Genomic DNA, 20,233 nt, shown 5'->3' with positions numbered 1-20,233 from the left:
CCGGCCACAGAAGCAAAAAAATAATTCGATTTTTTTTGGAACGAAGAGTTGCAGAATTGAAAAAAGCGTTCTATCTTTGCACTCGCAAAACGAAACTGGTGCGGTAGTTCAGCTGGTTAGAATACATGCCTGTCACGCATGGGGTCGCGGGTTCGAGTCCCGTCCGCACCGCAATAAACATTGAGAATCAATGTTCTACAGAACAAACACCCGACTTTACACCCAAGAATGTAAAGTCGGGTGTTTTTGTATTATTTAGGAAAAACGCCGAGCGAAAAAGACACTTGATTCTGTAACATTCCACATAGTTTCGTATCTAAATGGAAAAAGAATAAAATGATGAAGAATTTAATTTGTAAAATCGGGCTGCTGTGTGCAGTGTTATTGGGAATCATAGATACGAGCTTTGCTCAATCTTTTTCTGTGCAACGTGTAGGTGATGGGAAACAAGCCATTATTCTGATTCCAGGTTTCGCGTGTTCTGGTGAAGTATGGGAACAGACGGTTGATAGCTTACAAAACAATTACAGTTGTTACATTCTAACGATGCCTGGATTTGCAGGTATTCCTCCCGAAAAGAATCCGTCCTTTGATAGTTGGGCAAAACAGATTATTGAGTTCATTCAAAAAGAAAATATAAAAAATCCTATACTCATAGGTCATAGTATGGGCGGTGGCTTAGCTCTTTATATAGCATCAAGCCAGCCAAATTTAGTCAAAGGCATTGTCGTTGTAGATGCACTTCCTTGTTTGGCGGCTCTTTATAATCCCGATTTTCAGAGTAAAAAGATTGCTCCCGAAGAGTTCAACGAGTTTGAATCTCAAATGCACAAGATAGATGAGGGGCAATTTTACAGGCAAGCCTATATCAGCGCAACATCGCTTACGAGCGATTCGCTTCGGTATGACAATCTCGTCAAATGGAGCTTGTCATCTGACAGAACGACTTATGCCCATATGTATTATGAGTATTCCAACATAGATTTAAGACCCATTATACCAAACATTTCCGTTTCAACATTAGTTTTGTTGGAGTATCCTTTTAAGAAAATAGCTCCTATGATTGAGCAACAGTTTGGCAATCTGCCGAACATCCGGTTGGAATACGCGAATAAAGGATTGCATTTCATTATGTTTGATGACTGGGAATGGTATATACAACAGATTATGGACTTTTTAAATGACAGACCGTGAGTTTCGAGTATTTATATAAGGTCTATTGGGATAAGGTCTTCCGATTATGTATGGGCTATTTCAATGATTATTCTTTGGCGCAAGACTTGGCACAAGATGTCTTTGTCCGTGTGTGGCAATATCTTCCCACTTTCAAAGGTGAATCATCCGTAGGAACGTGGATTTTTCGTATTGCCACAAACATTTGTTTGCGCCAAAGAGAGCGTCAGAATCGTATCTCTCAAACAGAAGTCCCATTGAACCTGTTTGCTAAAGAGCCGAGCGATAATTCATTACAGGTGAAAATTCTGTATGAAGCCATAGCCGAGCTTCCGGAAATGGACCGCTTGGTTATTTCACTTTATCTCGAAGAGTTGAAACAAGCGGAAATAGCTCAAATCACAGGCCTGTCGGAAGCAAATGTACGTGTAAAGATACACCGGATAAAATCCACATTAGCAAAAAAAATACGTAATAATGATGAATGATATAGATATAAAATCCTTATGGAAAGGACAGCAGGCACCTGCTGCAGATTTGTCTGCCATACGCAAAAAGATAAAATGTTTCAGATTACGCAGAATCGGAGAGGCTTATGCCGTCATTACGCTTATGATATTAGCCATTGTCTTTGGAGCGGTTATCTGGATATGTTGGACACCCTTGCTGACGGTCACCAAAGTGGGCATTACTTTGTTGTCCATAGGCTTTATGCTGCCGGCTTTATCCTACGGCAGACTTCTTCGGCTTTATTATGGACTGAAAATTGATAGTACCAATATTGACTATATAGATAATCTTTTAAGAATAAAAAAGCGAGAATACAGACAGCAGCATCTTATCTTGAACTTATATTTTTTCTTTTTGTCAATTGGTTTTGCACTCTATGGATATGAATATACATTTTTCCATTCATTTTATTGGGGGATAATTGCCTATTCTATTCTGTTGCTGTGGATTGCTCTAAACTGGTTTGTGTTCCGACCGCGTATAATAAGAAAACGCAATCACAAGTTCTACGACTTTATGAGGTACATTGAAAGTCATAGGGAACAGCTATTAGAATAGTTATTGTCTTTGGGGGCAAACAAATAAAAAGACAGATACTTTCCCATTGACTTTGCTGGACGTAAATTTGTAATGTAATGAAAACAGTGTGAGCCAACTATGCCACGTCTAAGTGAAGGTCGTAGGAAACCTTTGATGCAGATGTAATAATAGCATTCCAAGCTATATGCGTGAGAACCATATACTATCTCTTGCATCAGTATGAAAATTTCCTACATCTTCACTTACAAGATAAACATTATATTTCTTCTTTTTTCTTATGTCGTGGAAAAGATTACCCCAATTCGAAATATAGAACGGAATTATAACTTGAATCCTCTACTTTTTCTTGGCTCTTCCGCTGACTGCCGCAAACCTTGCCGAAGTTTCTCCCATTGTTCTTTGAACCATTCGCCAATCGGTTGCTTGTTGATTGTCAATACCAGTTTGCTGCCATCGGTCGGATTCTTTTCCACCTTGAAAACATCATTCTTGATATCAAACTTCCGCCTGTGTTCTTCAGAATAAATCCTGCCGTTGCACCTGATAGCCTCTTTCTTTGTCAGGAGGCTCTCTATCATTTCTTTGGTGAAGCCGATGGCTGCGCACAGCTTTTCCATTCTCAACATCTCCCTGAGCATCGGAAACCATTTTAACGCCTTTTCAAGAATAGCATTCAGCCGTGATATTTCCTTGTCTTTGGCTTCAAGCTCCTGATTGTGTATTCCTTGCAGATTACGTATATGCCTGCCGTGCTGTTCCTGCATGTGCCGCATTTGGGCTTTCAAGTCATCAATTCCTTTGTCCCGTTTAGCGATTTCCTGACGCAATTCTTCATTGGATAGTTCCAGTTTCTTCATTTTTCCGCTGCCGAAAAGAGAACCCACTCCGCTTACTATGACCGTAGCGGCATCGGTGGCTGCACCTTTGAGCTTGTCCGTGCGTATCTCCGATTTCACCTGACGGAGTTCCTGTTCGGCAAGATTTATCTGTTCTTCTTTGTGCCGCTTTGCAGCATCCATGCGTTGCAATTCGGCTTTCTGCTTCTCAATGATGAAATCGTTCCTCTCCAGATGTTCTTTGCCTGTTACGGCCTTTGACTGTCCACGCTCCATCAGCAGGATGTCGGATGCCAAACTCTGCATTTCGGTCATATCCTCGTCATTGAGTTTACGGCTCTTGCCTGTATCGTGGTTCATCCAGTCAAATATGATATGGGCATGGTAATTCGGCTTGAACCATCTTTCGTTTACTTGAAAACTCTCCCTGTCCTCTGGTGCAGGCTGGCCGTTCAGCCAATGCCCCTCGTCCTTGTGCAGGAAAATCTGAAGCGGTGTGATACCCCAACGCCTTTGGCACTCCTCGCCAAACCTGCGCACATCTGCCAAAGTGGTGTCCGGTCTGATGAGCAATACTCCTTCACGGATGGGTGAACACCCTGCCACTTTGATAATCTTGCCATTCTTCCCTTTGCGTTCACGCTCCTTTTCCTGCATGGCACGACCAGTCTTTTCCTTGACCATGCGTTTGATGTTCTCATAATGCGCCTGCAATTCGGGACTGCCGAAATCCGGATTTATCCATTGTTTGTTATCAGCCGTAAGTTCGGGCACGATGTAGATTTTGGACTTGCCGATGTTGTGCATATATTCGGCAGTTCTCCGGTTATGAGCCTCGCTTGATGCCACGTTGCAAGGTTTGATATGTATGCTTGATTTTGTTGCCATCTTTTCATTTTTTGATTCGGTTATTACTAATTTTGTTTGCTGCTTTCCACTCATAACCGCATGGGGTTCTTAGGGGTGCAACCCATAAGCGGAGTTTCCAAAGAGAGGGTCACTCTTTGGTCGGGGTTCTCAGGGGTGAAACGCCCTGAGTGGGTCATTAGGGCAAAGCCCTAATCCCCTCGGGAGAGCCCACAACTACGTAAGCGAAGCGTGTAGTTATAGTGGGCTATAACCGGAAGCCTTTCGGTTTCTTGGGTAACGCATCATTCCTCTTTTTGACGAATTGCATTTGCTTTTTTCTATCCGCCATGCGTTTCTGCAAATACTCGTTCAGGTCTTTGCATCCGCTGTAGATTTGTGAAGCGTCCCGTATATGCTGGGTGCTGTCGTATTCCTTGCGGATTTGCTGAAGGGCTTCCATTCCTGCACGGTCATTGTCAAAAAAACAGTGGATTCGCTCATAGCTTCCCAATGGATAAAGTGCTTTGGAAACATTGGCAACAGAGTTCAGAACCATGTAATCCTGCCTGTCGAATTCAAGGTATTGCGGACAGCTTTCGAGCCGTAGGGTCAGAAATGAGAGGTAGTCCATAAATCCCTCGAAAACGAAACACGTGCCCTTTGGCTCTCCCGACTGTCTGATGTGGGATATTTCCTTCGGTGCGATACAGCCCTTGAAATATCGGTTGCGGATTTCATAGCCGCCCGACATGTTGGGAAACGCAATGGCGAAGTACCGTTTGCCGTTGTGCGTAAACCGCGCTTCCTTACATTCTTTTTTCGCCAGTGCCGGATTTATCCCCCTTTCCTGCAAGTAAGCGAGCAAGGCAGGAGAAGAAAGCGGCACGATTTCCAACTGTTGGAAACTCGGCTCTGTAAATGACTGCTTGCGAAAAGAGAAAGAAACGGGGTGCACGTGCGGTGCTTGTTCCTCTATGCGTTTCAAAAGGTACGGCACGCTGTCCGTTGCATAGAGGTGCGAAGCCAGCGCAATGATGTTGCCGCCCTTGCCGAGCGCAAAATCATACCATTGGTTCCGCTCGGTGTTCACCTTGAACGAGGCTTCGGTTTCTTCCCTGAACGGTGATTTGTACCATAGATTGATGCCCTGCCGATTCACCGGGCTATATCCCAAGCTGTGAAGGTATTCTTCCAGCCTGATTTGTTTTGCTGTCTGTATGTCCATAAATGATTGTCTTTATCGGTTATTGTTTGTTTTTCTTTTCGCCAGTATCTGTTTATAGGTTACTGGCTGTATAACCACTTCACTTTATTGTCGTATATATAGGATACGGCTTAAAGTGAAGCGGTTTGATGCGCTCCTGCAACCACTTCGCTTTATCCTAATATATAGACCCGGAGAATAAAGTGAAGTGATTGCAGGAAGCGTGTCAATAGTGGAAATCCGGTTCGTATCTGTACTTCCTGCCATTTTCCTGCACTATCATCCGCTTGTTCTTCAACACTGTGATGAGTTTAACCAGCTTGTTGTCGCTTAACGGAACACCCACCAAGGCATACGACTCTTTCAATGCTTTGCTCAGTTCCTTATATCCGTATTCGTCCTGCAACGAAAATGCTGCTTCCAGTGCTATCCGGTGTTGTTGCTCGGAAATGTCCTTGCAGGCATCAAACCTTTCGCCTTGGGGTCTGCCGGGCGCTTTGGCTTCTGTCTGGTAATCCTCCATCAGTTCAGGCAATGCCCTTTCATTGATGCGGAAGGCAAACGGCTCGAAGTCCATCGCACGGATGTGCATGGCGGAAACCTTGCTGATGTCCCCGTTACTTTTGTCCTTTTCAACGAGCAGTACGGTTTCAGCCTTGTTGTTCAGTTCCGTGCCGATATGTCCCCTTGCGTTCTCATCCCCCTTGTTCTGGTGGAGTATCGTGTGGATATGTATCTGCCTGTCGTCCGTCCACTGCATCAGTTTCGATATGATGCGTGTCGATTCGCTGGGGCTGTTGATGTCATACACCATGTCACGGATGCCGTCTATCACCACCATACCGAGGTTCGGTGTATGATAGATTGCCTGTTCGACAATCCTTATGCGTTGCTCCGGCGTATATTTCCGCAGGGCAAGGAACTCAAGGTTCTCGTTGTCCCTGTCATCGGGCAGCCCTGCCATGCGCATGATGCGTTCCATCACATTCAGGCAGTGGTGGGGGCTTTGCTCCGTATCGACATACAGCACTTTCCGCTTGGCTTCGGGAAGTTCAGCCGCATACCTGAGCACCGTGCCGTTCTTCAAAGCCGCAGCCACGATAGCCGACACATTGAATGTCTTCTTGCTTTTGGCTTTGCCGATGGATGCACTGAAATTTCCCAACGTGCCGATTACAGAACCTTTCACGCTGAGGATTTCTGGCGCTTTCTCGTATTTTCCCGACAGGCTAAGCCGTGAGGCTTGCCAGAGGATTACCGCCTGTTCGTCCGATATTTCCCGGATGTCTTTCATATAGTCCATAGCAATTCCTCCCGTTACTTGCGTCCGCCTGTTTTCTTCCCTGCCAGTTCAAGGGCAAGTTCCGCATCCACGATAATCTTGCGCCCTATCTGGGTGATAGCCTTGTCTATTTTTCCGCTTTTCTTTATGCGATTGGCGGTGGGCAGGCTGCATCCGAACAGTCTGGCTATGCCGGGTATTCCGTACACATACTTTCTGTTTGTGTCCGTTACGGGCTGTGGCTGCGCTTCCGGCTGACCGGATGCGTGCCTGCTTAACATGATGAACTCTTCGCCTGTCATCTGCCAGACGGGTTTGGATAATAATTCTTGGATATTTGTCATAGTCCAATCTAATTAGTCGTTAAACAATCAGCCCTGCGCACTGGCTGTTATTTCTGTTCTCGAACGATGCAAAATTAGATATGGATACTGGTGGTAAGGATGGGGATGATATAATCCGAATTTCGTTGTATCTTATTGAATATCAGAAAATAAAAATACCACTCAAAAATTAATTTGAGTGGTAAAAGTGGAACTTTCGTAAAGAATCAGGATATATCACGGATTATCTGAATATATGTTCCATTTCCTTGGCGAAATTCTGGTTGCTGTCACTGGGGAAATCAGAAACCGGCTCCTTGTACTTTGACTTGTAGTAGCTGTCATCAATACCCAGCAATTCCAGTATTCCAGCTTTCCATTTGTCCCTGTCCTGCTTGGAGAGTTTCTCGCCCATCAGGAATATCAGATAGCATACACGGATTTTCTCTCTCGGTTTGATTTTCAGCTTGCAGTTACAGGGGTGCAGGTTCATATTGGCATAGAAATCCGGTGCGGAAATTTCTTCGAACTGTTCTCCAACACATACCTCATGAATGAGCGAAAGCAATTTCATGCTGAAATACTCTTGTTGTTCATCCGCCGTTTCCTGCTGACTGATTGGCTTGCCCGGCTCGTCCTGTCGTTTCCCGTCAGGAATGTATTTCTTCAATATAGCCAGAAAAAGGCAGCTTTGACGGTACATGTCCTCACAACGGTTCTTCATATATTGGAATGCCTCTTTCCTTGCTGCCTTTTGCTGGTCATAGAGTTCATTCAGTCTGGCTCTTTCCTTGTCATATTCAGCCTTGCAGCGTTCATATTTTTTTTCAGCCTGTTTTTCCTCTTCGGCAGTATGTTCCCTGTAGCCAATGGAATCATACCTGTTGTTGGCTTCATTCAGCGGTTTGCTTAGGCTCCTTGTTACATCCAGTTGGGCTTCAATTTCAAAGGAATACCTTTCCATGTGTCGATAGCAAGCACGCTCTACGGCACTATCACTCAACGGGCACACCTCATAAGCCTGTATGCTCTTTTCTATTTCGGTTTTCAGGCTGTTGAGTATCAAGGTGTATTGTTCTTTTTGCCTGTCAAGCACTAGTTCAAGGATGGCAGCCTCAAAAGACTTCATGTCATTGTATTCCTGACAGAAATCGGAAATGAATTTTTGCCTGTCAAAAGAGAAAACGCGATTGTCTATATAGTCCCTGTATATTCTGTTAAGTTCCCCGTATCGGGGAATCATCGTCTGTATCTTGTCTGCCATAGGTGTCTTACTTTTGTTTGTTCTTTTCATTGTCAAGAAGCATCGTCAGTTCTTCTTCCACCTGTTCAATGCTCGGCAACGCCGATTTCAGGCTTTCCGGCACAGCCTTGCTGAGCTGATAGTCGCTGATGCCGATAGGCTGGTCATAGCCTGTCAGCGCATATTGTGCGACAATCTCATCCTTGCCCTTGCATAGCAGCAGCCCGATGGTCTTGTTGTCGTTCTCTCCCCTCAGTTTGTCATCCACCACATTGATGTAGAAGTTCAACTGTCCGGCGTATTCCGGTTTGAACGGGGTAGCTTTCAGTTCCACAACCACATAGGCATGAAGTTTTATGTTATACAGGATTAAGTCGGCATAAAAATCGCTGTCGCCAATCTGGAAATGCTTCTGCCTTGCGACAAAGGCAAATCCGTTGCCCATCTCCAACAAGTATCGGGTGACGTGCTTTACCAACTGTTCCTCTATGTCCCTTTCGTCCGCACGTTCTTTGGCTCCTGCCAAGTCAAAGATATACGGGTCTTTCAACAGGTAGTTGGCAAGGCCGCTTTGAGGTGCAGGAAGCGTGGCGGTAAAATTGTTGACCTTGTGGCTGTTGATTTGCCTTTCGTACAATTTGCTTTCAATCTGCGTTTTAAGAGTATTACTGCTCCAACCCATTTCCACGGATTGCTTCATATACCAGTAATCGACACCCAACGGAAGGGAACTGTTCAGCAGAATCACATGGCTTGCCCAATTGATTCTTGCAACAGGTGATGCCAGGAACAGTTTTTCTATGTCCTCAATCGCTATTTGGTAAGCGGCAGCGACTGTTTGGGCTACATCCTGAATTTGTGCAAGAGGTTCTTGCACAATTGCAACTTCCTTGTTGTCTGAAGATTGAATTTGCGCAAGAGGCTCTTGCGCAAATGTCATATTGTTCAGGCTTTGAAGTTCATCCGTGATTTTCTGCACACTTGGAGTAAGTAATTTCGTATCGGTTTCTATAAAACTCCGTAATGCGCCCAATGGATAGGAGCGTGCGAACTGGCACATATAAGCCAAGTTTCTGACCGAATACCCTTTCTTTTCAGGATAGTTGAACCGTATCGCCTGCGCCAGTTTCTTGATGACCTTGCCGCCCCAGCCTTGTCGGTTCTGGTGGTACAGGATATAATTGCCCATCTTCCAATAGTGGAACAGCATCTGCGCATTGGCTGCACTGATGAGCCGGACTTGCGCCTGCTCTATTTCTGACCCGATGGCATTGACAAAAGCCTCGAAACTTCTTTTCTCTATATTGTTATCGTTGTTGCTCATTGTTGTATGTATTGAAAGTTACAAAGATAAGCCCAATAACAGGCATCCCGTGAAACTTGCTGATTGTTTTTATAGTTGGTTGAATTTATTCATCGCATTGGCTTTCACATCATCGGCGATGTCTATGTAGGGTTTCATCGCCTTGTAGTCGCTATGCCCTGTCCATTTCATGACCACCTGAGCCGGAATGCCGAGAGCCAAGGCATTGCAGATGAAAGTCCTTCTCCCGGCATGGGTGCCCAGTAATGCGTATTTGGGCGTAATGGTGTCTATGCGTCTGCTCCCTTTGTAGTAGGTCTCGCTTACTGGCTCGTTGATTTCGGCAAGCTCGCCCAACTCCTTCAAATAATCGTTCATCTTTTGGTTGCTGATGACCGGGAGAGCCTTATGCCCCTCAAACTCCACATCTTTATATTTATCCAGTATCGCCTTGCTGTGGTTGTTCAGCTCGATGATAAGCCTTTCGGCGGTCTTTACGGTGGTGATTTCTATATATCCGTCCCTGATGTCGCTTTTCTTCAGATTATGTACATCCGAATACCGGAGTCCGGTAAAGCAACAGAACAGAAAGACATCCCTCACCCGTTCAAGATATTGCTTGGTTTCAGGTATCTGATAGTTTTTGAGTTTGTTCAGTTCCTCCCAAGTGAGGAATATCACCTTTTTCGGTGTGCTTCGCAATTTTGGATTGAAATCTTCATAGGCATTGTTCATGCAATACCCTTTCTTGGTGCACCAGCGCAGGAACCATTTCAGATAAGCGACCTGTTTCATGATGGACGTGTTCCGCATATCTTCGGTGTCTTTCAGGAAATTCACATACTTTGTCAGCTTGGGTTCGTCCAACGATTCAAATGTTAGCCCCTTGTCAAACTTCTCAAGATGTTTCCTGACTGCGGCAAATTTCTCATAGGTAGCATCAGACCAGCCGTTTTGCGTGCCGCACTCCTTGATGAATTCGTCAAATACCTCCAAAGGCAGAAATACCACCGGAGCCTGTTCCCCATCTTCCTTTTTTTCATTGTGCAATCTGTTGAATGCGTCCTTTACCTGCTCGGTAGTCGGCATGAATCCCTGCACCTCAAACTCCTTGAATATATTCTGGATTTCGGTGTAGTATTTCAGCAAGTCCGCATTGATTTCCGATGCGCTTTGCTTCAGCTTATTGGTGCAGCCGTTCTTTACCCGTTGTTTGTCGGCATCCCATTTGGCGACATCAATGCGGTAGCCAGTTGTGAACTCGATACGGTGGCTGGCGAAAACCACACGCATACGGATGGGGACATTCTCCACGATTGGCACTCCGTTCTTCTTCCGGCTTTCCAATGAAAAGATGATGTTTCTCTTGATATTCATAGCTGGGTGTATTAAAATCAACACCCAAATATACACCCAATAATTGAAACAGCAAAAGACATTTAATGATATTTAGTAATATAGTCAATCTATAATAAGTTGGTTATTACCAATATATTGTGTTTTTATGAGATTTCCTGATTGTGTAAGTTAAAGTCCCGTCCGCACCGCGCAAAAGCGCCGAGATCAATCAAGGTCTCGGCGCTTTTGTGTTTTCCATTACCGGGGTCGCTCGAGAGGGGGCCGGGAGCGATGCCATAAGCAGCATTCCAAGAAAAACTTTAGGCTCCATTCTTTTATTTCTTTCTGAATAATTTGATAACTTTATCCGATAGTTTGCCATCCACACAACGCTGCACTTGCATAAATTCACCTTCAATCACACAGTGATATTCTGTTGTGGACGAATTGGGCGATTCGGTCAAAGTTACGGAGTGTGCCAAGGGGGAATAATTCACATATTTGGTAACCCGGTTAGCCGACATAAGCGTTTCTATTCCCGTTTCAATAATACAACTTTTTCCATCTTCGGAAAATATAAATCCTATAATTGCCGTATGTGTTGTCTCCCCACCCTCATCAGTTGTCGTGATGACAACATGGCTACCATACCATTCCGTTCCAGCAATCATTGTCAAATTATCTCCGTCATCATCGCCGCAAGCGGTCAGCCCCACAACAGAGAGGAATGCCATGAACAGCATTCTGAGAAAGTCTTTTTTCTTCATCCTTTATAAATTTTGACTATTAAACAATATATTGAATAAAGTTTTTATGACGTTGACAACCAATACTCCTGTTCCTTATTCCATATAAACTCTATTCTCTATATAATTAAATACCCAAAATGCAAAAATACTGCATGGCGGACACTACTTTTTATTCCGAGGGCTCTGTGTCATAGACAATACCAATGGTGTCACAGGCTGGTATCTGCCTGCTGTAAAAGAAGTGCCTCTTTGTGGATTAACAAGCCGTAATTGGGAGTTCTCTACATCGTATGTCATACCGCGCTACGACACGGCGGTTTGGTCATTCCGCACCGTGATGCGGAATCCAGAGAATACTGTCTGCGGCATTTCCCCGTTTGCAGCCCGGGGTTGGACCCCGCATCGAGTGCGGGGTGACATACTGCAGACATACCGCGCTACGCGAGGACGGTTTGTCTGTCATTCCACACCACGGATGTGGTATCCAGGAATATCCGGGCGGGACGGTCTACAAAAAGGAATATTCTCGGGAAAGAGATTTATCGGCTCCCGCTGTTCAACATTTTCTGAAAAAAGGCCGAGACTTGTTGCTCGATGCGGGTCATCGTGCGTTCGACCTGCCGGTCGTTCCACGAGCCGGAGCGGCGGGCCCCGTCGAGTAGGATGCGGCTTTGGGCATAGACCTCCTTCTCGAGACCGAGCAGTTGTTGGGTCATGCCGCTACCATCGGGGCGGAAGAGGCGTGCCATGTGCAGGTAGTGCGACCCGCTGCCGCGCTCGATAGGGAAGGCTTCGCGCTTCAACGCATTGGACCACTCGCACAAGGGGGCACGCAATGTGTCGCCGCTGGCCTGCAACAAAGCAGGCACGCCGCTGTTGCAGCCGAGCCACACCGGCAACGCCACCGAACAGGGAGGATATCCCAGTACGGTCCACATTGTCGTAAACGCCGGAGACTCGCCGGGCTTCACCCCCTCGACCACCAGCGAGGCCGAGGTGCTGCGCCGGGGAATGAAATCTTGATCGACCGCCCAGTTGTCGCCCGATAAATCGCGACCCAGCAACGTATGATAGAACGAACGGGAGCAGACGCCGGTGAGCCACTCGGGAGTAATGGCCTTTTGTGCTGCCACGGGGGCAAAAAGTCGGGCAGCATTGTCGTAGCGGATATAGCCGAACCCCTCGTCGGGGCGGCCCGACATCGAATAGTTGGTGCGCAGCAGATAGCCATCGGGAGCGTCGGCCACGTCGTAGCGGGTCACCTCGTAGTTGTTCACCTCGAAATAGGCGGCTCCCCCCTCGGCATCGATGGCCCCGAAATTGGCCTCCACCCCGATGGGCCGGGGCCACTCGTCGAGCAGGCGGGCGAAGTCGTCGACCGTGCGGCACACGGCCAAGGCCCGCTTCATCACCACCCCTTCGCGGTCGGCCAGCGACGAGGTGTCGTTCTTGAGGTTATACGAGGCGGTGTTCATCACGGCAAACCCTACGCTGTTGTAGCCGGTCCACACCTCGCGGGCCAACGTGTCGGTGCCGTTGACCACCCCCACGAAAGAGAATTGGCCCTTGACGGCATCGAAGCGCACGATGCGGTTGTTGAGGTCGGAGGCATCGCGATGCTTCCACAACAGCGGACGTCCGTCGGGGGTCACCCGCCCCGAAACGACTGCCGAGGTACAGGCCCAGGCCGGCATCCCGGCCACCACACACAAGAGAATGAGGAGAAACAACCGTCTACACATGGCTTTGATTTTTTACAAACATAGGGAAAATTCTTCATTTTTTCCGTAAGTTTGCAAAGAACAAATACCGAAAGATTATGTCACAATATATTTTCGAACTGGAGATGCAGGTGCGCGACTACGAGTGCGACATGGAAGGCATCGTCAACAACGCCAACTACCAGCACTATCTCGAGCACACCCGCCACGAGTTTCTGGCGGCTGCGGGCATCTCGTTCGTCGAGATGCGCGAACGGGGCATCGACCCGGTAGTGAACCGTATCGAAATCAACTACAAGATACCGCTGCGCAGCCGCGACCGCTTCGTGAGCAAACTCTACATGCGCCGCGAGGGCATCAAGTTTGTCTTCTACCAGGATATTTACAAGGTATCGGGCGAACTGTGCATCAAGGCGGTGGTCGAGACGGTGTGCACCACACAGGGACGCATCACCCGCGGCGAGGAGTTTGTACCCTACTTCGAACGATTCCTGCAACAAGAGTAACCGACCAACCAATCATTCCCCCTCATCATGGAACAAGAGCTTCTCTACCGCATCGCGCTCTCGCGCATCAAGGGCATGAACAAGTCGCTGGCCCAGCACATCCACGAGACGGTCGACAGCCTGGCTCTGTTCTTCGAACTGCCCGAGGCCCAACTGCAACAGATGACGGGCATCACGGGGCGAATACTCCACGACGATGCCCGCCGCACAGCCCTGCAGGCAGCCCGACAGGAGATGGAGTTTATCGAGAAGGGGAACATCACCCCGCTCTACTTTACCGACCCCGCCTATCCGCACCGGCTCGTCGACTGCATAGATGCGCCGCCGCTGCTCTACTACCGGGGTACGGCCGACCTGAACGCCGCCAAGGTGGTGAGCGTAGTGGGTACCCGCCGGGCCACCGACTACGGGCGCAGCTTCTGCGAGGCGATGATTCGCGACCTGGCAGCCCGTTTTCCCCATCTCGTCATCGTGAGCGGACTGGCCTACGGCATAGACATCTGTGCTCACCGCGCGGCCCTGAAGCAGGGGCTCGACACGGTAGCCGTGCTGGCTCACGGGCTCGACCACATCTACCCCTCGAGCCACCGCAACACGGCGGCCGAGATGGTTGCCCACGGCGGACTGCTCACCGAGTATCCCGGCTACCACGCCATGCATCCGGCCTTTTTCGTGGCCCGTAACCGCATTGTGGCGGGATTGGCCGACGCCGTAGTCATTGTCGAGTCGCGCGAAAAGGGTGGCGCCCTCATCACCGCCGGCATTGCCGAGAGCTATCACCGCGACGTCTTTGCCTTGCCCGGCGACATTCACCGCGAGAGTTCGGCCGGCTGCAACCACCTGATCCGCCGCAACCGGGCGGCCCTCATCACCTCGGCCGACGACCTCGTCGAAGCCATGTGCTGGCAGGTACCCCGACGCGAGGCGGTGCAACGCTCGCTCTTTCCCGACCTTACCGACGAAGAGCAACCGATTGTCGACTACCTGAAGGCCCGGGGCGAGGGGCAGATAAACCGCATGACCGTCGAGCTGAACCAACCGCTGTCGCAACTGCTGTCGGTGCTGGTCGAGCTGGAGTTCAAAGGGGTGGTCAAGGCATTGCCGGGCGGAGTCTACAAACTGTAAACCTCATCGCACGCACAAAAAAAGCGGGAGAAAAGGGGCTCAGCCAGCCCGATTTCCTCCCACCGGTGGTATCTTCGATTTTATCTATCGCTACAAATAGGGTTGCGTGTCGTTGTCGCAATTGGTATCCCCGTCGCAACAGTCGCAATGGCCGTCGCAATGCTCCTCCTTAACCTCAAGTTCGAAGGTGGCATGGTCGATACCCAGCTCGTGCAGAGCCTGTTTCAAGCGATGTTTCACCTCGTGCATGCGCATGATGTCCGACACCACCACATGAGCCGTGAGCGCCGTTTGCGTAGTGCTGATGGCCCAGATGTGCAGATGGTGCACGTTGATGACGTCGGGGTCGGACGAGAGCACCTGCTCGACCCGCTCGACATCGATACCCTCGGGCACGCCGTCGAGCGCCAGGCGCAGGCTCTCCTGCAGCAGATGCCAGGTGGAGTAGAGAATCACCAGACCCACCACAATACCGATAATGGGGTCGATGATATTCCAACCCGTGTATTTAATCACTACACCCGAAATCAACACACCCACCGACACCAGCGTATCGGCCGCCATGTGCAGGTAGGCCCCCTTGACGTTCAGGTCTTTCGACTTGTCGGCAAAGAAGAGGTAGGCCGTAAAGGCGTTGACCACGATACCGATTGCAGCCACCCAGGCAATGGCACTACCGTCGAGCGGCGCCGGATTACGCAGCTTGTCGATACTCTCGTAGAGAATCACCGCCACCGCCACGAACAAGATAGCCGCATTGAGCAGCGATACCAGCACGGTACTCTTCTTGTAGCCATAGGTATACTGCAACGAGGGTTTCACCAGCGAAAGACGCAAGGCGAAAAGGGCCAGGACGAGGCTCACCACGTCGCTCAGGTTGTGACCGGCGTCGGAGAGCAGAGCCAGCGAATCGTAGTAGAAACCGGCTCCCGCCTCGGCCACGACGAAGAGCACATTCAGCACGATACCGATGATAAACGACCGGTTGAGCTTCTGCAAATCGGGGGCCGGGTGATGGTGGTGATGATGTTCCATAGCGACGGAATATCTGGGTTAGAAAGGCTTGAATCCCATAATTTCACGCACCTCGCGCAAGGTCTTCGAGGCGGTTGCACGAGCCTTCTCGGCTCCCATCTTCACGACACGGGCCAGATAAGCCTCGTCGTTCTGAATTTCGAGGAAGCGCTCCCGAATCGGCAACGTCACCTTGAGAATATCCTCGGCCAGTTGCTTCTTCAAGTCGCCGTAACGGATTTCGCAGGTATTGTATTTCTCTTCGAAGTAGGCAACCGTATCGGGCGAAGAGACGATTTTGAGCAACGTGAAGAGGTTCTCGACCGCCTCTACCTTGGGCGAATTGGGTACTTTGGGGCCCTCGTCGGTCACGGCACGCATGATTTTCTTGCGCAGCGTCTTCTCGTCATCAATCAGATAGACGCAGTTGCCCTCCGACTTACCCATCTTGCCCGAGCCGTCGAGACCAGGCACCTTGATAGGCTCGCAGCCGAAGTTGAAATTCTGCGGCTCGGCAAAATATTCGACCCCGTAGGTCGAGTTGAACCGACGGGCAAAACGGCGCGTCAGCTCCAGGTGTTGTTCCTGATCCTTGCCTACCGGTACATAGTTACCGTGTTGAATGAGAATATCGACCGCCATCAGCGTAGGGTATGTGAGCAATCCGGCATTCACCCGCTTGTTGGTGTTGTTGCCGATAATCTCGTGCTCCACATCCTCATCGCTATCGGACTTGATGCCCAGTTGCTTGCGGGCCTTGTCCTTGAACGAAGCCGTACGCATCAGTTCACCGATACCCACGTGCATATTCATCAGCAGATACATCTCCGGTATCTCGGGCACATCGCTCTGTACAAACAGAGTCGATTTTTCGGGGTCGAGCCCCGCAGCCAGATATTCGCAAAGGATGTCGCGCACATTCTCATGCAGCGTCTTGGGATCGGGATGCGTAGTGAGAGCATGCCAGTCGGCTATAAAGAAATAACTGTTGTACTTGTTCTCTTCCTGCATTTTCACAAAATTGCGCAGGGCACCATAATAATTTCCCAAATGTAAATTTCCCGTGGAGCGTATTCCACTAACTACAACTTCTTTCATTTCTCGTACAAATATATATCCTTATCATTATATTCGTTAGATGCCTCTCCGAGGCGGCTGCAGACTTATCGCCCGGGCGTTTGATTCGCTCCGAGGTCCAGCCCGTACGGGGCCCGGCAACACACTCCCGCAAAGGTACAAAAATAGCGGTAAGATGGTTTATCGCCCGAGTAAAAAATCACAACTATCCGCACAAACTACCGAGTCCCTGTTTGACAGAGGGGAACACAACCAGCGGAGCGGCAGAATCCGGAATGGCTGTGTGCGAAAACAAAGCCCGGTTCAACTCCTCTCCGTGGAGTGTAACCGGGCTCGTATATTCAATTTCGCTCAACTCTTTTTTTTGACGCTCTCAATCCAGGTCTTCCACCTCGTCGATAGGAAGCTGGCGACGGAATATCTCGCGGAAAGAGATCAACGTCTCGGTGCGCGACAGCCCGATGGGTTGCAGCTTGGTGTGGATAATCTCGAGCAGGTGCTGGTTGTTCCGGGCAAACAGTTTGATAAACATGTCGTACTGTCCGGTCGTGAAATGGCACTCGACCACCTCGGGAATTTTGTGCAACTCCTCCACCACGTGCTCGAAGTCGCCCGGATTCTTCAGGTAGAACCCCATATAGGCACACGTTTCAAACCCGATCTTGTTTGAGTCTATAATGTATTCCGATCCTTTGAGGATTCCCAGGTTGGTCAATTTTTGTACCCGCTGATGAATGGCGGCTCCCGAAACATTACACTCCCGTGCCACTTCGAGGAAAGGAATGCGTGCATTCGCTGCAATGAGTTTCAAAATTTTATAGTCCAATTCGTCTAACTGATGATGTCCCATGGTTCTTTTTTTCGATTTTTTACAACTGTTTTATTATTTTGAGAGCAAAGATAGTAATAAATTTACAGGTTTCGATTATCTATCCTGTTAATTTTGCAGGAAGTATTCCGTATTAAAGATTTTTGACCGATACATCGGCTCCAAAAAAGTTACAATTTGAAACTATTTCTCCAATTTTCATTTACCAAACAGCCTCTACAGGGGATTATTAAGTGGCAAAAATACAGACTGTTTTCTATTTCGTTACATACACCGATTATCCCATTTAAACGCCTGTCGAGACGGGTTCGAGAAACTTTATAGTTCTATTTTTTTTAAAGATTCCTTTAAATCTATTATATTTGTATCCACTTATAACCCCAACCTACTATGATACGAATCTCACCAGTCCGTGCCGATAACGATTCGGCTCTCGACTTTATCGAGCATATTTATACCGAGTCTTTCCCTCCAGACGAGCGGAGAGACTTCGACGAGGTCGTGCGTCTGTTGCGAGAGAACGACGACTTTGCCATTGCGCTGCTGTCTGACGAGGAGCATCCCATCGGATTCATCTCCTATTGGTCCTGGAGCGACTTTACCTATATGGAGCACTTCGCCATCGACAGCCGATGCCGGGGTGCCGGCTATGGTGCCGCAGCCATGACTGCTCTGCTGGAACAGCTCGGGAAACCCGCCGTGCTCGAAGTCGAGAAACCCGAAGATGACCTGAGTCGACGACGTATCGCATTCTACCAGCGGTTGGGCTTCGTTCTCTCCACGAGACCCTATACCCAGCCCCCCTACTCGCCCGACCGTCATTCGCTGGAACTTTACCTCATGTCGTATGGAGCAATCGACCTCGACCACGTTTTCGACGCGGTAGTGACCCGCATTCACAACCGAGTCTACGGCGTAGAGTGAAGCCGGAACCGCCTGCAACCTACAAGCCGTAGCTGACCGACTGATTGGCAAAATGTTAAAAGCCGAATTTAACATATTAAATAGCAACGAAAAGAAGGAATCTTAATGATATTATACTATTTTTGTACAAAAATGTGCCGTGAGGCAAAAGACTTTATTATGAAGAAACATTCATTTTTGAAATATTGTGCATGTATACTGCTCACACTCATAGCCGTATCGTGCTCGACCGGAAACAAAGAACAAAAGATTGTCACTGTAACCATACAACCTCAGAAGTACTTTGCCGAGAAGATCGCAGGCGATCGTTTCGACATCAACTGCATCGTGCCTCCGGGCAGCAATCCCGAGGCTTACGACCCTTCGCCTTCGCACCTCGTGCATCTGGGCAAGAGCATTGCCTACTTCAAAATCGGGCACATCGGATTTGAACTGGCCTGGATGGACAAGTTGGAACAGAACAATCCGCACATGAAAATCTTCGACAACTCCGAGGGTATCAACATTCTCTCGGGCACTCACGAGCACAGCGACAACGACAGTGACAATCACCATCACCACTTCGATGCCGACCCTCATACCTGGAGCTCGCCCAAGAATGCTCGTATCATCGCCAAAAACATGTACGACGCCTTTGTGAGCCTCGACCCCAGCGGAGAGAAGGTATACCGCCAGAACTACGAAGCCCTGCTGGCCGAGATAAACCAGGTCGACTCGGTGATGACCCGCAAACTGACACCCGTAAGCGGAACCATGTTTGCCATCTATCACCCCTCGCTCAGCTACCTGGCCAAAGACTACAATCTGCACCAGCTCAGCCTCGAATACAATGGCAAGGAGCCCTCGGCTTTCTATCTGAAAAAAGCAATCGACGTGGCTAAAGAGAATCACGTGAAGGTAATCTTCATCCAACAGGAATTCGACGCCAAACAGGCCGAATCGTTTGCTCAAGAGATTGGTGCGAAAGTGGTTTCCATCAACCCGCTCAGCTATAACTGGAGTGAAGAACTTTTAAACATCACCAATGCCATTGCTGGAGAATAAAATCATAGCCATCGAGAACCTGTGGCTCTCGTATGGCGACAAGAGTGTGCTCGAAGACATCAACCTCGACATCTTCCGGGGCGACTTCCTGCTGGTTTCGGGACCGAACGGCGGTGGCAAGACCTCGTTGCTGCGCACCATACTTGGTTTGCAGAAACCTACACAGGGAGCTATCTACTTCTTCGAAGGAGGCCGACAGGTCCCCTCGCTCGACATCGGGTATCTGCCCCAGAAAAACAGCATCGACAGCCGGTTCCCCATCACCGTAGAAGAGGTTGTAGCCTCGGGGCTGATGGGCAAGAATACCAAACGCCCCAAGTCGGTCGAGCGGCGCGAAATAGACCACATGCTCGACCTCATGGGGATAACGGCCCTGCGCGAGAAAACCATCGGTGTACTCTCGGGTGGACAGTTGCAACGCACCTTGTTTGGCCGGGCACTCATCTCGCACCCCGAGATGCTGATTCTCGACGAACCCTCGTCGTATATCGACCGCCAGTTCGAAGTGCGCATGGTCGAAATTCTGCGTGAACTCTCGAGCCGGGGTACCACCATCATGATGGTTTCGCACGAAATCGAACCCTTCATCACCCTGTCGAACCGCAACCTCTATATCGACCACACGCTGGGCGACCGATAGTGG

At 48.9% G+C, this 20,233-nt stretch carries 20 protein-coding genes and 1 tRNA gene; 9 read left to right on the top strand and 12 right to left on the bottom strand.

Translation table 11 applies throughout. The annotated features are described in order from the left end of the window. Positions 1 to 97 precede the first annotated feature (97 nt). From NW211_RS04555 to NW211_RS04540, 4 genes are all read left to right on the top strand, one after another. A tRNA-Asp gene (locus NW211_RS04555) sits at positions 98 to 171 on the top strand. A 165-nt stretch (positions 172 to 336) separates the two neighbouring features. After that, complete coding sequence (locus tag NW211_RS04550; RefSeq protein ID WP_258327063.1) at positions 337 to 1,194, top strand: alpha/beta fold hydrolase; 858 nt, start codon at positions 337 to 339, stop codon at positions 1,192 to 1,194. 50 nt (positions 1,195 to 1,244) lie between these two features. Then, positions 1,245 to 1,661, top strand: a complete 417-nt coding sequence (locus NW211_RS04545; protein WP_375379572.1) for an RNA polymerase sigma factor — start codon at positions 1,245 to 1,247, stop codon at positions 1,659 to 1,661. Beyond that, the gene (locus tag NW211_RS04540; protein ID WP_144025062.1) at positions 1,651 to 2,241 is read left to right on the top strand and encodes a hypothetical protein; all 591 of its coding nucleotides are present in this window, start codon (positions 1,651 to 1,653) and stop codon (positions 2,239 to 2,241) included. Before NW211_RS04545 ends, NW211_RS04540 begins: the two co-directional genes overlap by 11 nt. 302 nt (positions 2,242 to 2,543) lie before the next feature. On the opposite strand, the gene NW211_RS04535 is transcribed toward NW211_RS04540, so the two are convergent. The 9 genes from NW211_RS04535 to NW211_RS04495 all read right to left on the bottom strand — a co-directional run bounded on the left by NW211_RS04535 (position 2,544) and on the right by NW211_RS04495 (position 13,092). Continuing rightward, positions 2,544 to 3,947, bottom strand: coding sequence for a mobilization protein (locus NW211_RS04535; protein WP_258327062.1), 1,404 nt, complete (start codon positions 3,945 to 3,947; stop codon positions 2,544 to 2,546). A gap of 226 nt (positions 3,948 to 4,173) precedes the next feature. Beyond that, positions 4,174 to 5,133, bottom strand: coding sequence for a toprim domain-containing protein (locus NW211_RS04530; protein ID WP_258327061.1), 960 nt, complete (start codon positions 5,131 to 5,133; stop codon positions 4,174 to 4,176). Between the two features lie 205 nt (positions 5,134 to 5,338). Further along, positions 5,339 to 6,415: an AAA family ATPase gene (locus tag NW211_RS04525; protein WP_071150059.1), complete on the bottom strand. Its 1,077-nt coding sequence runs from the start codon at positions 6,413 to 6,415 to the stop codon at positions 5,339 to 5,341. Positions 6,416 to 6,429: 14 nt separating this feature from the next. Next, entirely contained in the window at positions 6,430 to 6,738 is a 309-nt protein-coding gene (locus NW211_RS04520; RefSeq protein ID WP_258327060.1) for a DUF3853 family protein, read from the bottom strand. Between the two features lie 223 nt (positions 6,739 to 6,961). Next, positions 6,962 to 7,981 (bottom strand): hypothetical protein, encoded by a 1,020-nt coding sequence (locus NW211_RS04515; protein WP_258327059.1) that lies wholly within the window; start codon positions 7,979 to 7,981, stop codon positions 6,962 to 6,964. Between the two features lie 7 nt (positions 7,982 to 7,988). Then, positions 7,989 to 9,284, bottom strand: coding sequence for a YhcG family protein (locus NW211_RS04510; RefSeq protein ID WP_258327058.1), 1,296 nt, complete (start codon positions 9,282 to 9,284; stop codon positions 7,989 to 7,991). 69 nt (positions 9,285 to 9,353) lie between these two features. Then, on the bottom strand, positions 9,354 to 10,640 hold the full coding sequence (locus NW211_RS04505) for a site-specific integrase (RefSeq protein WP_258327057.1): 1,287 nt from the start codon (positions 10,638 to 10,640) through the stop codon (positions 9,354 to 9,356). A gap of 296 nt (positions 10,641 to 10,936) precedes the next feature. Next, positions 10,937 to 11,368, bottom strand: a complete 432-nt coding sequence (locus NW211_RS04500) for a hypothetical protein (RefSeq protein WP_258327056.1) — start codon at positions 11,366 to 11,368, stop codon at positions 10,937 to 10,939. A 521-nt stretch (positions 11,369 to 11,889) separates the two neighbouring features. After that, on the bottom strand, positions 11,890 to 13,092 hold the full coding sequence (locus tag NW211_RS04495; RefSeq protein WP_258327055.1) for a C45 family peptidase: 1,203 nt from the start codon (positions 13,090 to 13,092) through the stop codon (positions 11,890 to 11,892). A 77-nt stretch (positions 13,093 to 13,169) separates the two neighbouring features. Here NW211_RS04495 and NW211_RS04490 point away from each other — a divergent pair, with 77 nt between their 5' ends. Both NW211_RS04490 and dprA read left to right on the top strand, forming a co-directional pair. Further along, a complete protein-coding gene (locus NW211_RS04490; protein WP_258327054.1) occupies positions 13,170 to 13,577 on the top strand; it encodes a thioesterase family protein in 408 nt (135 codons plus the stop codon). 27 nt (positions 13,578 to 13,604) lie between these two features. After that, a complete protein-coding gene (dprA, locus tag NW211_RS04485; RefSeq protein ID WP_258327053.1) occupies positions 13,605 to 14,702 on the top strand; it encodes a DNA-processing protein DprA in 1,098 nt (365 codons plus the stop codon). Between the two features lie 90 nt (positions 14,703 to 14,792). Here dprA and NW211_RS04480 read toward each other — a convergent pair whose 3' ends face one another. From NW211_RS04480 to NW211_RS04470, 3 genes are all read right to left on the bottom strand, one after another. Continuing rightward, a complete protein-coding gene (locus tag NW211_RS04480) occupies positions 14,793 to 15,737 on the bottom strand; it encodes a cation diffusion facilitator family transporter (protein WP_258327052.1) in 945 nt (314 codons plus the stop codon). A gap of 18 nt (positions 15,738 to 15,755) precedes the next feature. Next, on the bottom strand, positions 15,756 to 16,814 hold the full coding sequence (trpS, locus tag NW211_RS04475) for a tryptophan--tRNA ligase (protein WP_087408329.1): 1,059 nt from the start codon (positions 16,812 to 16,814) through the stop codon (positions 15,756 to 15,758). A 352-nt stretch (positions 16,815 to 17,166) separates the two neighbouring features. Then, positions 17,167 to 17,643 carry an Lrp/AsnC family transcriptional regulator gene (locus NW211_RS04470; RefSeq protein ID WP_087408328.1) on the bottom strand — a complete coding sequence of 159 codons (477 nt, stop codon included), beginning with the start codon at positions 17,641 to 17,643 and terminating at the stop codon, positions 17,167 to 17,169. Between the two features lie 369 nt (positions 17,644 to 18,012). Here NW211_RS04470 and NW211_RS04465 point away from each other — a divergent pair, with 369 nt between their 5' ends. From NW211_RS04465 to NW211_RS04455, 3 genes are all read left to right on the top strand, one after another. Further along, positions 18,013 to 18,546: a GNAT family N-acetyltransferase gene (locus tag NW211_RS04465; protein WP_258327051.1), complete on the top strand. Its 534-nt coding sequence runs from the start codon at positions 18,013 to 18,015 to the stop codon at positions 18,544 to 18,546. A gap of 159 nt (positions 18,547 to 18,705) precedes the next feature. Then, a complete protein-coding gene (locus NW211_RS04460) occupies positions 18,706 to 19,590 on the top strand; it encodes a metal ABC transporter solute-binding protein, Zn/Mn family (protein WP_087408326.1) in 885 nt (294 codons plus the stop codon). After that, positions 19,571 to 20,230, top strand: coding sequence for a metal ABC transporter ATP-binding protein (locus NW211_RS04455; RefSeq protein WP_258327050.1), 660 nt, complete (start codon positions 19,571 to 19,573; stop codon positions 20,228 to 20,230). The genes NW211_RS04460 and NW211_RS04455 overlap by 20 nt, the downstream gene beginning before the upstream one ends. Positions 20,231 to 20,233: the final 3 nt, after the last annotated feature.

The organism is Barnesiella sp. ET7, from assembly GCF_024733785.1.
Taxonomy (GTDB): Bacteria; Bacteroidota; Bacteroidia; order Bacteroidales; family Barnesiellaceae; genus Barnesiella; species Barnesiella merdigallinarum.
The sequence above is the reverse complement of the archived record's forward strand: the minus strand, read 5'-3'. Positions and strand labels throughout refer to the sequence as shown.